Genomic DNA, 13398 nt, shown 5'->3' with positions numbered 1-13398 from the left:
AGCCCCGCCGCGCGGCGATGGCCATAAAAAACGCCCCGTTACCGGGGCGTTTTTCTTTTGCCGATCAGCGATCAGGCGCCGCGCGGACCGCGATTGCCACCGCCGCCGGGACGTCCACCGCCCCCCGGGCGACCGGCGCCACCGGGACGGTTGCCGCCCGGACGCGGGCCACCGGCAGGGCGACCGCCCGGACCACCGGGGCCGCGGCCCGGGCCACCGGGACGACCATTGCCGCTGGGACGGCCGCCGGCCGGGCGCGCGCTGCCATACGGACTGAACCCCGGATTGGCGTGGTCGGACGGGAAGCTGGGCGCATTGCCCGGATGACCGTACGGGTGCGCCTTGCGCGGCTGGCCCTGACCGGCCCCTGCGCCGCCTTGCGGTCGGCCCTGGCCCGGACCGCCGCGGCCGGGGCCACCGGCGTTCGCGCCGGGACGCGGCTTGCCATACGGGCGGGCCTGGCCTTCACCGGCCGGGCCGCGGCCGGGGCCGCGATTGCCGCCCGGACCGGCATTGCGGTGGCCGCTCGGGCCGGTGCTGACGCCGTCCGGCACGTACCAGCTGCGGAACGCCGCCGGATTGCCTTCCGGCAGTGCGCGGTTGCCCTTGTCGGGGCGTGCCTTGAACGGACGCTGTGACTGCTTGGCCGCGGCTTCACCGCTGACGGTCAGGCCGCCCTTGTAGGCGCCGCCGGGCTTGCCGCCGCGACCACGGCCACGCTCTTCGCGCACGTTGTCGAAGCGGCGCAGTTCGCGGCCTTCATCGGCACTGTTGTGGCCGTTGACGTAGGCGTTGCCCCGGCCGCCATCGCGCGACACGCGCACGGTGGTCTTGGCCGCGCGGCGCTGGCCGATCACCGGCTGCAGGGTCAGCGCCGACGGGGTGCCTTCTTCCAGCTGCAGGTGGTTGCGCAGTGTGTTGACCTGGGCCGTGGCTAGTTCCACCGATTGGCCGCGCAGCAGTTCGCGCGGCAGCTCGATCTTGCCGTAGCGGGTGCGCTTGAGGCGGCTGACCTGGCAGCCCTGCGATTCCCACAGGCGGCGCACTTCGCGGTTGCGGCCTTCCTTGACCACCACGCGGAACCAGTCGTGCGAGTCGGTGCCGCCGATGCGCTCGATCTCGTCGAACTTGGCCGGGCCGTCTTCCAGGGCCACGCCACGGGCGAGGCGGTCGACGATGTTGTCCGGCACCTTCTCCTCGCCTTCCGGGGCGCGCACGCGCACCACGTACTCGCGCTCGACCTCGAAGGACGGGTGCATCATCGCGTTGGCCAGCTCACCGTCGGTGGTCAGCAGCAACAGGCCGGTGGTGTTGATGTCCAGGCGGCCGATGGCGATCCAGCGGGCGCCCTTGAGCGGCGGCAGCGCTTCGAACACGGTCGGACGGCCTTCCGGGTCCTCGCGCGTGGTCACTTCGCCTTCGGGCTTGTTGTAGATCAGCACGCGCGAGGGATCGGTCAGGGCGCTGGCGACAAAGCCGCGGCCATCGAGCTCGATCTTGTCGCCGCTCTTGATCGACATGCCGGTCTGCGCGGTTTCGCCATTGACCTTGACCAGGCCGTCGGCGATGCGCTGCTCCAGTGCCCGGCGCGAGCCGAGGCCGGCCTGCGCCAGCACCTTGTGCAGGCGCTCTTCAAGTTTGGGCTGTTCGGCAGTGGCGTCGCGCTTGAGCGAGAGCTTGTTCAGTGCCGGTTTGCGGGGGGTGTCACTCATCTACTTGGCTCCGGCCGGCGTTTTCCGCGTCGGCCTGTTGTTCGGGATCGGCTTCGTCAACAGCCACGGTCGTCTTCGCGACGGCGTTGTTTTCGGTGTCTTCCACTTCCGCCGCGCGCTCTCCCGGCGCGGCGTCGGGTTCGCCCGTGAGGGCGGTATCGGATGCGGTCGCCGGCGAATCGGAAGATCCAGCGGCGACGGCGGTGTCTGTGTTGCTGCCTTGGCCTGCGCCCGCGTCATCGTTGGCCGCCGCGCCTGCGGTCAGCGGGGCGGCCGGTTGGCCGTCCTCGCCCAGTGGCAGTTGCGGCTCCAGCTCGCCCAGCTCGCGCAGTTCGGACAGCGGCGGCAGTTCGTCCAGGCGCTTGAGTCCGAAATAGTCCAGAAAGGCCTTGGTGGTGCCAAACAGCGCCGGCTTGCCGGGCACGTCGCGATGGCCGATCACGCGGATCCACTCGCGCTCTTCCAGGGCCTGGATGATGTTGCTGCTGACCGCCACGCCGCGCACCTGCTCGATTTCGCCGCGGGTGATCGGCTGGCGGTAGGCGATCAGTGCCAGCGTTTCCAGGGTGGCACGGGTGTAGCGGGTCTTGCGGTCGGTCCACAGCCGCGAGACCCAGCCGTGGACTTCGCCGGTGATCTGGTAGCGGAAGCCGGAGGCGACCTCCACCAGCTCCACGCCGCGCCCGCTGCAGGCCTCGGCCAGCAGCTCCAGGGCCCGCTCCACGCTGCCCGGCGGGGCCGGCTCGTCTTCCGGGAACAGGCTCTGCAGCTGCGACAGCGTCACCGGCTGGTGGGAGGCCAGCAGCGCGGCTTCGACGATGCGGTTGATCAGCGGTTGATCCATGCGGCGGGTCGGTTGCTCAGGCGGGGTCGGAGGTGTCGGCGTCATCGAACTCGCTGGAGAATTGCAGCGGTGCGTTGGTGTTGCCGGCGGCCAGGGATTTGACGTAGATCGGCGCCAGTGGCGCTTCCTGCACGATGTCCAGCAGCTGTTCCTTGGCCAGTTCCAGCAACGCCAGGAAGGTGACCAGTACGCCGAGCTTGCCTTCATCGGCGGTGAACAGGGTCTCAAAACGGTAGAACTTGCCATCTTCCAAATAGCTGAGCACATCGCCCATGCGCTGCCGCACGCTCAATGCCTCGCGCTTGATCGCATGACCGCTGAACAGCTCGGCGCGCTTGAGTACGTCGTGCAGCGCCATCAGCATTTCCTTCAGCTCCACCGGTGGCGGCAGTTTCACCGCGGCGCGCTCCGGTACGAAGGCATGGCCGACGGCGGTGTCGCGGTCCTGGCGGGGCAGGGCGTCGATATCTTCGGCGGCCTGCTTGAAACGTTCGTACTCCTGCAGCCGGCGTACCAGTTCGGCACGTGGATCGGCCTCCTCGCCTTCCTCGGCCGGCGGACGTGGCAGCAGCATCCGCGACTTCACTTCGGCCAGGATCGCGGCCATCACCAGATACTCGGCCGCCAGCTCGAAGCGCAGCTCCTGCATCACGTTGATGTATTCCACGTACTGCTTGGTGATCTCGGCGACCGGGATATCCAGGATGTCCAGGTTCTGCCGGCGGATCAGGTACAGCAGCAGGTCCAGCGGGCCTTCAAACGCATCCAGGATGACTTCCAGCGCGTCCGGCGGGATATACAGGTCCTGTGGGATCTGCAGCACCGGCTGCCCATGCACCATCGCCAGCGGCATTTCCTGCTGCTGCGGAAAGTGAGGCGGCGTTGGCGGGTTCGCGTCGTGCGCGAGTTCGGCAGTCATCAGGTCGACATCGGGTGTTGCAGTAGCCGCACACATTCCCGGTTCCTGCCGGAAAGGATGCCGCCCTCAATATTGCAAGCCATGCGCGCCAGTCAGGCGTGCGTACACATATCAACAACTGGGCGCGCCGCAGGTCTGCGGCAACGTCATCACGAGGAGGTCGTCTACGCGGTCCGGGATGCGCTGTGGATCGGCGGTTCGACAGGAGGGCGGGGCCTGCTGCCGTACCGAGCCGCGACAGGCCGGCTGCGTGCAATGGTGCAAAGAGTAATGGCCGGGACCGGCCGATGTCCAGCGCCGTGACGCTAGACTGGTCGGGAATCCATTCAGCGGACAAAGCGAGGCAGCCCGTGTGGTACGTGATTGAAGGCTATGACGGTGAGCAGGTGCTGGAAGCCCGGATGGGCGCCCGCGCCGCCCATCTGGCGCGTTTGCAGGCCCTGTTGGCGCAGGGCAGGCTGTTGTTGGCCGGCCCCTGTCCTGCCATTGACGCCGAGGACCCCGGTGCGGCGGGCTTCAGCGGCAGCGTGGTCATCGCCGAATTCACCGATCTGCAGGCCGCGCGGGAATGGGCCGATGCCGATCCCTATGTTGCTGCCGGGGTCTATGCGCGGGTGGAAGTGCGTCCGTTCAGGAAGGTGCTGCCATGAACGCGGTCCGGGTGGAACGGATCCGTGCGGCGCTCCAGGAAGCATTCGCCCCGCAACTGTTGGAGGTCGAGGACGACAGCCATCGCCATGCCGGGCACGCCGGTGCGCGCGACGGGCGCGGGCATTTCAATGTGCATATCGTCAGTGCCGCCTTTGCGGGCAAGACGCCGCTGGCCCGGCACCGGGCGGTCTACGCGGCGCTGGGCGGGATGATGGAAACCGACATCCATGCGCTGTCGATCAAGGCGCACAGTCCCGACGAGGCGCCCTGACGCGATCAGGGCGGCACCAGGGGGTGGGGCGTCGCTATCCTGTGGCGGTCATACGTTGTCCTGTTCATTTTCGGCGGCGATAACGGACGGTTTACAGTCCGGTCTGGAAACGCTTACATTCCGCCCAACCCGGGTCGACGGAGGGTGGGGCGGTGGCGCAGTCGGCAATCACCATCAAGGATGTTGCCCGCGAGGCGGATGTCTCGGTCGCCACCGTGTCACGGGCGCTCAACGGTCATGCCAACGTCGCCGCGCCGGTCCGCCAGCGGGTGCTGGAGGCCGCCCGACGGCTGCGCTATGCGCCCCATGCGGCGGCACGCAGTCTGAGCAGCCGTAGTACCCAGACCCTGGGCGTGGTGTTGCCCGACCTGCACGGCGAGTTCTTTTCCGAACTGATGCGCGGTATCGACGGTGCGGCGCGTGCGCGCAACCGCCATCTGCTGGTGTCCAGCTACCACGGCGACCAACAGCAGCAGGCGGCGGCATTGCAGGCCATGCGTGGCCGGGTCGATGGCCTTGTGGTGCTGTCCCCGTACGCGGTGGATTCGGATTTCCTGGTCGACAACCTGCCGCCGGCGCTGCCGACCGTACTGATCAACACCCCGCTGCCGGAAGGCGGATATCCCGCTTTCACCATCGACAACCACGCCGGGGCGCTGGCCATGACCGGCTACCTGCTGGGAGCCGGATACCGCCGCATCGCGTTCATTGCCGGGCCGCAGAACAACCACGATGCGCGCGAGCGCCTGCGCGGATTCCGCGAGGCGATGGCCGCGTTCGGTGCCGGCGCCGAGGCCATCGAGTTGCCGGGCAACTTTGACGAAGCGTCCGGACATCGCGCCGGCCTTGAGCTGTTGCGTGGCGCGCGGCTGCCCGATGCGATCTTTGCCGCCAACGACATGATGGCGCTGGGGTGCCTGTATGCGCTTGCACAGGCGGGTATCCGTGTGCCGGATCAGGTGGCGCTGGCCGGGTTTGACGACATCCCGCTGGCGCGTTTTGTTCACCCTTCATTGACCACGATGCAGGTGAGTATTGCTGAATTGGGCGAGCGGGCGATGTTGCACCTGTTGCAATTGATCGACAGCGATGGCGCGTTGGACACAACGCCCGGCGTGACGCTGGTTCCAAGCCTGGTCGTGCGTGATTCCACCGCTGCACGAAGTCCTTCAAGCCCGGCGCCTGGCGCAGGGATATCCGATTAACGAATCGCGCGGATAGCACCGCCTGCCCGCCGTCCACGGAGAAACCCCCCTCATGACAAGCCACCCCCCTCGCACCTCGCATCCCCCACGCGGATTGCTCAGCTGCGCCCTGGCCAGCTGCCTGCTGCTGGGCGCCGCGCCGGCCTTCGCGCAAAGCACCAGCGCCACGATCCGCGGCCAGGTGATGGCGGACTCCGCCCCGGCCGCACAGGCGCAGATCACCGCCACAAACCTTGCGACCGGCCTGAGCCGCACTGTGCAGAGCACTGCCAGTGGGGGCTATTCGCTGGCCGGCCTGCCGCCGGGCACCTACCGGCTGGATGTCGAGGCCGGCGGCAAGCGCAGCAGCCAGAACATCACCGTGCAGGTGGGACAGACGGCCACGCTGGATCTGGGCGTGGGCGGCGTCGCAGAAACCGCCGCCGGCGGGACGGCGACCACGCTGGATACTGTGCAGGTGGTGGCCAGTCCGGTTGAAACCCGCACCTCGGAAGTGGCCACTTACATCACCCGCAAGCAGATCGAAGCGCTGCCACAGGGCACCCGCAACTTCCTGGCCTTTGCCGATACCGTGCCGGGCATGCAGTTCACCCAGGATGCGGCCGGCAACACCAAGTTGCGTTCCGGCGCGCAGGGCAGCAGCGGCATCAATGTGTATATCGATGGCGTCGGCCAGAAGGGCTACACCCTGCCCGGTGGCGTGGGTGGACAGGACTCGACCCGCGGCAATCCGTTCCCGCAGTCGGCCATCGGCGAGTACAAGGTCATCACCTCCAACTACAAGGCCGAGTTCGACCAGATCAGCAGCGCCGCGGTGGTGGCGGCCACGCGCTCGGGCAGCAACGAGTTCGAGGGCAGCTTCTTCTGGGACCGCACCTCCACCGACTGGCGCACCGCGACCCCGGCCGAAGAGAAAGCCGGCGGCAAGAAAGTGCCCTCGAAGGAGGAGCAGTACGGTGTCTCCTTCGGTGGCCCGATCGTCCAGGATCGCCTGAACTTCTTTGTCGCCTATGAGGCCAAGGAGTACAGCACGCCCAAGACGGTAAGTCTGGGCGCGCAGGGGCGCTATGACCTGGCCGATATCCCGGCCGATATCCGCGACCAGATCGGCCCGGCCGCCTCGCCGTTCACCCAGGACATGTACTTCGGCAAGCTGACCTGGACGCCGGATGACCGCAACCTGGTCGAACTGTCCGCGCAGGTACGCAAAGAAGACGAGCGCATCGGTGTGGGTGACCAGAACACCGCGCAGCGGGCCACGATCAACCACAACGAGGTCAACCGCTACGACCTGCGCTGGCAATACAGCGCCGACACCTGGCTCAACGATGCGCACCTGACCTACGAGGACCTGTCGTGGGCACCGCAGCCGACCTTCGACGGCAACGGCTACATCCTCAATATCTCCCAGCCGACCGCCACTGACCGGCTCAACCTGGGCACGATCATCAACACCGGCGCCAGCCCCAACAACCAGGACAAGGGGCAGAAGGGCTGGTCGATCCAGAACGATTTCACCTTCACCGGCTGGCAGAACCACACCGTGAAGATGGGCGTGAAGTACAAGGCGGTCGACGTCAACGCGGTGGAGCGCAACTACTCCAATCCGCAGTTCTACTATGACCTGGCGACCGGCCTCCAGCAGCCGTACCGGGTCGAATTCGCCACCGGCGATCCCAGCACCTCGGGTGGTTTCACCACCTCGGCCAACAAGCAGTTCGGCGTCTACATCCAGGACGACTGGGAGGTCAATGAGCACCTGACCGTGAATTACGGCGTGCGCTGGGACTATGAGACCACCCCGAACTATGAGGATTTCGTCACGCCGGCGGCGCTGGCGAACGACATCCGCAACTATCCCAATTTCCAGAATGCCGACTGGAACCCAGATGACTACCTCTCCACCGGCAAGAACCGTGATGCGTTCAAGGGCGCCTGGCAGCCCCGTCTGGGCTTCTCCTACGACCTCAATGCCGACCAGCGCCACGTGATCTTTGGCGGTGCCGGCCGTGCCTATGACCGCAACCTGTTCGACTACCTGCAGATCGAGACCAACCGCACCTCGTTTGGCCGCTACAACTTCTATTTCACCGATGCCGACGGCCTCTGCCGCCGCCCTGGCAACGATTGCGTGGCCTGGGATCCGGGCTACCTGAATCCCGGCGCGCTGGACCAGCTGGCCGCAACCGTCGACCTGCCACGCGAGTGGTGGTTGAACAACAACGACCTGAAGGTGCCGTACTCGGACCAGTTCAGCCTGGGCATGCGCAATGCGTTCGAGCTGGGTGCGCAGACCTGGTACAGCGAGGTGACGCTGTCCTACGTCCGCAGTCACGATGGCATCACCGCGCGCCTGGGCAATCGCCGGCCGGACGGCTCGTTCCTGCCACCCGGCGGGACCTGGGGCACGCCGTGGGGCTTCGATCCGCCGTTTGGCCGCATCGTCCTGCTGGACAACATGTACGAGACCAAGACCAAGTCGGTGCTGCTGAAGCTGGACAAGCCGTTCAATGCCGCCTCGCGCTGGGGCGCGACGGTGGCCTACACCTATACCCGTGGCCGCCAGAACACCAATGCCGATGGCTGGATCGACATGTTCGAGTACCCCAATACCGGTTACTACGGCTGGTTGCCGGCGCGCGGCGTGCCCGAGCACCGGCTGGTGAGCACCGGCATCTGGGATGCGGGCTGGGGCGTCACCCTGTCGGGCAAGCTGACGCTGGAGTCCACCAAATACCGCAATGCCACCAACTGCCTGCCAGGCTGGGACGACTGCTTCATCGATCCCTACCAGCCCAATGGCAGCATCGGCTACAAGCGCTTCGATCTGGCCGCCAGCAAGGAATGGGATACGGGTACTTCGCTGAAGCTGCGGGTACGGGCGGACCTGCTCAATGTGTTCGACTGGACCAACTGGGATGGCTATGACGACTGGTACGGCGGTCCGAACGAGCCCAATGTGAACTTTGGCCGCCATCAGGACGGCATCGTCGGCGGCACCCGCACCTTCAAGCTGTCTTTCGGACTGGACTGGTAAGTGCGGATCCCGGCCGCTGTCATGGCGGCCGGGACCTTTCGCACATGCGTCACCTGTTCCGTCGCGGGATCGTGGCGGCCTGACTCCTCTTCATCTGGATGTTGCCTTGAGCATGCCGCGCCTGATCCCGTTGCTGTGTAGCGTTGTCGCCGGTTTCGGGCTGGTGCTGCTGGCTGGATGTGGCAAAGCGCCGGAGCCGCCGATGCCCAAGATATTGCCGCAGGTGATCCTGATCGAGGCCGACCTGCCGCCGCGGCCGATGAAGCCCGAGCTGCCGCCGCTGTTCGACGATATCGAGCGACGCACCTTCCAGTATTTCTGGGACACCACCAACGAGCAGAACGGGCTGACACCGGACCGCTATCCGTCGCGGCCGTTCGCCTCCATCGCCTCGGTCGGTTTCGCGCTGACCGCCTATCCGATCGGTATCGAGAACGGCTGGATCAGCCGCAACCAGGCGATCGACCGCACCTTGCTCACGTTGAAGTTCTTCCGTGATCTGCCTTCGGGCCCGCAGCGCACCGGCAAAGGCGCCTACAAGGGCTTCTACTACCACTTCCTGGACATGCAGGAAGGCCGCCGCTACGACAGCTGGGTGGAGCTTTCCAGCGTCGACACCGCGCTGTTGCTGATGGGCGTGCTGTTCGCGCAGTCCTATTACGACGGCGACGATGCACGCGAGAAGGAGATCCGGCAGATCGCCGACACGATCTACCGGCGTACCGACTGGCAGTGGCTGCAGCGCAACAAGCCGCTGGTGTCGATGGGCTGGTTTCCCGAGAGTGGCTTCATCGAGCATGACTGGATGGGCTACAACGAGGCGATGATGCTGTACGTGCTGGCGCTGGGTTCGCCGACCCATCCGGTCGGGCCGGATGCCTGGACGGTATGGGCGCGAACCTACGACAACGACTGGGGCGTGTTCCAGGGCCAGGAGTATCTGTCCTTCGGCCCGTTGTTCGGGCACCAGTACAGCCATGTCTGGATCGATTTCCGCGACATCCAGGATGCCTACATGCGCGAGCGCGGCATCGACTACTTCCTCAACAGCCGCCGGGCGACATTGGCCCAGCGCGAGTACGCCATCGCCAACCCGATGCAATGGAAGGACTACGGCGAGAACGTGTGGGGGCTGACCGCGGGCGACGGCCCGCAGAACACCACCCAGGAATACCGCAGCGAGCAGCGCCAGTTCCGCCACTATTCGGCCCGTGGCGCCGGTCTGCGCGAGAATTTCGACGATGGCACCATCGTGCCGTCGGCGGCGATTTCCTCGCTGCCGTTCGCGCCGGAGGTGGTGATTCCGGCAACGGTGGCGATGCACCAGCGTTATGGGGATTATCTGTATTCCAGCTATGGCTTTCTGGATTCGTTCAACCCCAGCTTCAACTACGATATCCCGCTCAAAACCGGGCGCCTGATTCCGGGTCGTGGCTGGGTCGCCAGCGATTACATCGCCATCGACCAGGGACCGATCCTGACGGGTATCGCCAACTACCGTGACGAGTTCGTCTGGAACGTGATGAAGAAGAACCCCTACATCCGCAAAGGACTGGAACGTGCCGGTTTCAGTGGGGGCTGGCTGGCGCCGGAAGGCGATAGCCAGCCGCTGCAGAAGGACGAACAGGCCGCCTCGGCACGCGCCTCCGGGATTGCCGAATCGCGTGCGGCGGCCGCCGAAGCGCAGAAGGCCGCCGCCGATCAGCCGGCGGCGTCCAAGCCGCATCAGCCTTAAGCAGCGCGATGATCCGCTGGCTGGCCGTCGTGATGCTGTTGCTGGTGCTGGCCGGCTGCGCGCGGCCCGAGCAGGACACCACGCTGCGCTTCTGGGCGATGGGGCGCGAGGCCGAAGTGGTCGGCGAGCTGGTCCGCGAGTTCGAGGCTGAAAATCCCGGCCTCCGGGTCGAGGTGCAGAACATCCCGTGGACCGCGGCGCACGAGAAGCTGCTCACCGCCTATGCCGCCGAGGGTCTGCCGGATGTCTGCCAGCTGGGCAATACCTGGATTGCCGAATTCGCCACGCTGCAGGCGCTGACCCCGCTGCAGTCCTACGTGGAGGCGTCAACGGTGGTGGATCCTGCGGACTACTTCGCCGGTATCTGGGACACCAATGTCATCGCCGGCCAACTGGCCGGTATCCCGTGGTACGTGGATACGCGGTTGCTGTTCTACCGCAAGGATCTGCTGCGGCAAGCCGGCTATGACCATCCGCCGCGGACCTGGGCCGAGTGGGAGCAGGTCAATGCCGCGCTGAAGAAGCGCATGGGCGATCGCGGCTATCCGGTATTGATGCCGTTGAACGAGTTCGAGCCCCAGTTGTCGTTTGCCCTGCAGCAGCACGATCCACTGCTGCGTGAGGGCGATACCCGCGGCAATTTCCGCAGCCCCGGGTTCCGGCGCACGCTGGCCTTCTACGAAAACATGTTCGCGCAGGGATGGGCGCCGAAGATGTCCGAGACGCAGATCTCCAACGTCTGGGACGAGTTCTTCCGCGGCTTCACCGCGTTCTATCTGTCCGGTCCCTGGAACATCCGTGAATTCCGCCAGCGCCAGCCTCCCGGGCTGGAGGGCGAATGGGGCACCGCGCCACTGCCCGGACCGCATGGCCCGGGTGCCGGCATCGCTGGCGGCACCAGCCTGGTGGTGTTCCGTTCCTCACAGAAAAAGGAGGCGGCATGGAAGCTCATCGAGTTCCTGTCGCGGCCGGAGATCCAGCAGCGCTTCTACACGATCATCGGCGACCTGCCGCCGCGTCGCAGCGCGTGGCAATCGCCGGAGCTGGTCAACGACCCGCTGACTGCCGCGTTCGCCGACCAGCTGGAACGCGTCAAACCCACGCCCAAGGTATTGGAATGGGAGCGCATCGCCCAGCAGATGCGGGTGGTGACCGAGCAGGTGGTGCGGGGCGGGTTGCCGCAGGACCGGGCGGTGGAGCAGCTGGACCGACAAGTCGATGAGATCCTGGCCAAGCGCAGCTGGATACAGGAGCGGCATGCCGACCAGGCGGCTGCCGGAGCGGGGCAATGAAGCGCCGTTCACTGGCGGGCTGGATCTTCGCCGCGCCGGCGCTGATCGTCATCGGGGTGTTCTTCGGCCTGCCGGTGCTGTCGGCGCTGGCGTTGAGCCTGACCGACTTCGACCTGTATGCGCTGGCCGATCCCCGCAACCTGCGTTTCGCCGGCCTGGACAACTACATCGACCTGCTGCGGACGCCGATCTTCTGGAAGTCGCTTGGCAATACCGCCTACTTCGTGCTGCTGGGCGTGCCGCTGTCGATCGCACTGTCGCTGGGCGCGGCGCTGCTGCTCAACGCGCCCGCCGCACGGTTCAAGGCGCTGTTCCGCACCGCGCTGTTCGCACCCGTGGTGACCACGCTGGTGGCGGTGGCGGTGATCTGGCGCTACCTGTTCCATACCCGCTACGGGCTGGTGAACTGGGGGCTGGAGCAGATCGGTCTCCATCCGGTGGACTGGCTGGGCGACCCGCGCTGGGCCATGCCGACCATCATCGGTTTCGCGGTGTGGAAGAACTTCGGCTACAACATGGTGATCTTTCTGGCCGGCCTGCAGGCGATTCCCAAGGACCTGTACGAGGCCGCGCGCATCGATGGTGCCTCGCGCTGGCAGCAGTTCCTGCATATCACCCTGCCGATGCTGGGGCCGGTGCTGCTGGTGGTGGGCGTAATCACCGTGTCCGGCTACTTCCAGCTGTTCGCCGAGCCGTACGTGATGACCCGCGGTGATCCGCTGCAGAGCACGGTGAGCGTGCTGTATTTCATGTTCGAGGAAGGCTTCAAATGGTGGAACCTGGGGCGCGCCTCGGCGGTGGCGTTCCTGCTGTTTCTGATCATTCTGGCGCTGACCACCCTGATGCTGCGCTTTGGCAAGCGCCGGGAGCTGGTATGAGTCACACCGGGAGCGGGCGCGAGATCGGGCAGTCGCGTTGGCATGTGCTGTGGATCAATGGCGGGCTGGCGGTGCTGGCGATGGTGAGCCTGGCGCCGCTGGCGTGGATGCTGTCGGTGTCATTCATGCCCAGCGGTCAGGCCTCGCAGTTTCCGCCGCCGCTGCTGCCCGTGCAGACCACGCTGGACAACTACCGGACGCTGTTCGCGCGTACCGGCATGGGCGGCAACTTCCTCAACAGTCTGCTGGTATCGGTTGCGATCACGTTGGGCTCGCTGCTGTTCAACACGCTGGCCGGATATGCGTTCGCCAAGCTGCGGTTAGCCGGCCGGGAGCGGATCTTCCGGCTGCTGCTGGCCGCGTTGGTGATCCCCGCGCAGGTGGCGATGCTGCCGCTGTTCCTGCTGATGAAGCAGCTGGGCCTGGTCAATACGTTTGCCGGCGTGGTGATTCCGGCACTGGCCAGCGTGTTCGGAATTTTCCTCGTGCGCCAGTACGCACGCTCGATTCCCGATGAGCTGCTGGAAGCGGCGCGGATCGATGGGGCCAGCGAGGCGCGGATCTTCTTCCAGATCGTGCTGCCGATGCTCAAACCGGTACTGGTGACGCTGGCGATATTCACGTTCATGGGCACATGGAACGATTTCATGTGGCCGTTGATCGTATTGACCGACCAGGAGCACTACACGCTGCCGGTGGCCTTGGCGTCGCTGTCGCGTGAGCACATCATGGACGTGGAAATGATGATGGCAGGGGCGGTGGTGACCGTGCTGCCGGTGCTGCTGCTGTTCCTGCTGCTGCAGCGTTACTACATACAAGGGCTGTTGCTCGGGAGTGTCAAAGGGTGAAGTGGT

General features: G+C 66.0%; 11 protein-coding genes. 8 read left to right on the top strand and 3 right to left on the bottom strand.

The features are described 5' to 3' along the window. Nucleotides 1-71: 71 nt before the first annotated feature. The 3 genes from rluB to ACVOMH_RS12685 are packed head-to-tail and all read right to left on the bottom strand — an operon-like array spanning nucleotide 72 to nucleotide 3475. On the bottom strand, nucleotides 72-1712 hold the full coding sequence (gene rluB / locus ACVOMH_RS12695) for a 23S rRNA pseudouridine(2605) synthase RluB (protein ID WP_057505986.1): 1641 nt from the start codon (nucleotides 1710-1712) through the stop codon (nucleotides 72-74). Next, a complete protein-coding gene (gene scpB / locus ACVOMH_RS12690) occupies nucleotides 1705-2556 on the bottom strand; it encodes an SMC-Scp complex subunit ScpB (RefSeq protein ID WP_054657607.1) in 852 nt (283 codons plus the stop codon). Before scpB ends, rluB begins: the two co-directional genes overlap by 8 nt. Before the next feature lie 16 nt (nucleotides 2557-2572). Beyond that, nucleotides 2573-3475: a segregation and condensation protein A gene (locus tag ACVOMH_RS12685; RefSeq protein ID WP_054657609.1), complete on the bottom strand. Its 903-nt coding sequence runs from the start codon at nucleotides 3473-3475 to the stop codon at nucleotides 2573-2575. Between the two features lie 350 nt (nucleotides 3476-3825). On the opposite strand from ACVOMH_RS12685, the gene ACVOMH_RS12680 reads away from it, so the two are divergent. The 8 genes from ACVOMH_RS12680 to ACVOMH_RS12645 all read left to right on the top strand — a co-directional run bounded on the left by ACVOMH_RS12680 (nucleotide 3826) and on the right by ACVOMH_RS12645 (nucleotide 13392). Beyond that, the gene (locus ACVOMH_RS12680) at nucleotides 3826-4125 is read left to right on the top strand and encodes a YciI family protein (RefSeq protein ID WP_054657613.1); all 300 of its coding nucleotides are present in this window, start codon (nucleotides 3826-3828) and stop codon (nucleotides 4123-4125) included. Next, on the top strand, nucleotides 4122-4397 hold the full coding sequence (locus tag ACVOMH_RS12675; RefSeq protein WP_481552191.1) for a BolA family protein: 276 nt from the start codon (nucleotides 4122-4124) through the stop codon (nucleotides 4395-4397). The genes ACVOMH_RS12680 and ACVOMH_RS12675 overlap by 4 nt, the downstream gene beginning before the upstream one ends. Before the next feature lie 152 nt (nucleotides 4398-4549). Next, nucleotides 4550-5602: a LacI family DNA-binding transcriptional regulator gene (locus ACVOMH_RS12670; RefSeq protein ID WP_481524563.1), complete on the top strand. Its 1053-nt coding sequence runs from the start codon at nucleotides 4550-4552 to the stop codon at nucleotides 5600-5602. 52 nt (nucleotides 5603-5654) lie between these two features. Then, nucleotides 5655-8639 (top strand): TonB-dependent receptor, encoded by a 2985-nt coding sequence (locus tag ACVOMH_RS12665; protein WP_481552190.1) that lies wholly within the window; start codon nucleotides 5655-5657, stop codon nucleotides 8637-8639. Between the two features lie 112 nt (nucleotides 8640-8751). Beyond that, entirely contained in the window at nucleotides 8752-10374 is a 1623-nt protein-coding gene (locus tag ACVOMH_RS12660) for a glucoamylase family protein (protein WP_481552249.1), read from the top strand. A gap of 11 nt (nucleotides 10375-10385) precedes the next feature. Beyond that, nucleotides 10386-11666, top strand: coding sequence for a sugar ABC transporter substrate-binding protein (locus tag ACVOMH_RS12655; RefSeq protein ID WP_481552248.1), 1281 nt, complete (start codon nucleotides 10386-10388; stop codon nucleotides 11664-11666). Further along, entirely contained in the window at nucleotides 11663-12544 is an 882-nt protein-coding gene (locus ACVOMH_RS12650) for a carbohydrate ABC transporter permease (RefSeq protein ID WP_481524565.1), read from the top strand. The genes ACVOMH_RS12655 and ACVOMH_RS12650 overlap by 4 nt, the downstream gene beginning before the upstream one ends. Beyond that, on the top strand, nucleotides 12541-13392 hold the full coding sequence (locus ACVOMH_RS12645; protein ID WP_481552189.1) for a carbohydrate ABC transporter permease: 852 nt from the start codon (nucleotides 12541-12543) through the stop codon (nucleotides 13390-13392). The genes ACVOMH_RS12650 and ACVOMH_RS12645 overlap by 4 nt, the downstream gene beginning before the upstream one ends. Nucleotides 13393-13398 lie beyond the last annotated feature (6 nt).

Source organism: Stenotrophomonas sp. STEN013, from assembly GCF_056760355.1.
The sequence above is the reverse complement of the archived record's forward strand: the minus strand, read 5'-3'. Positions and strand labels throughout refer to the sequence as shown.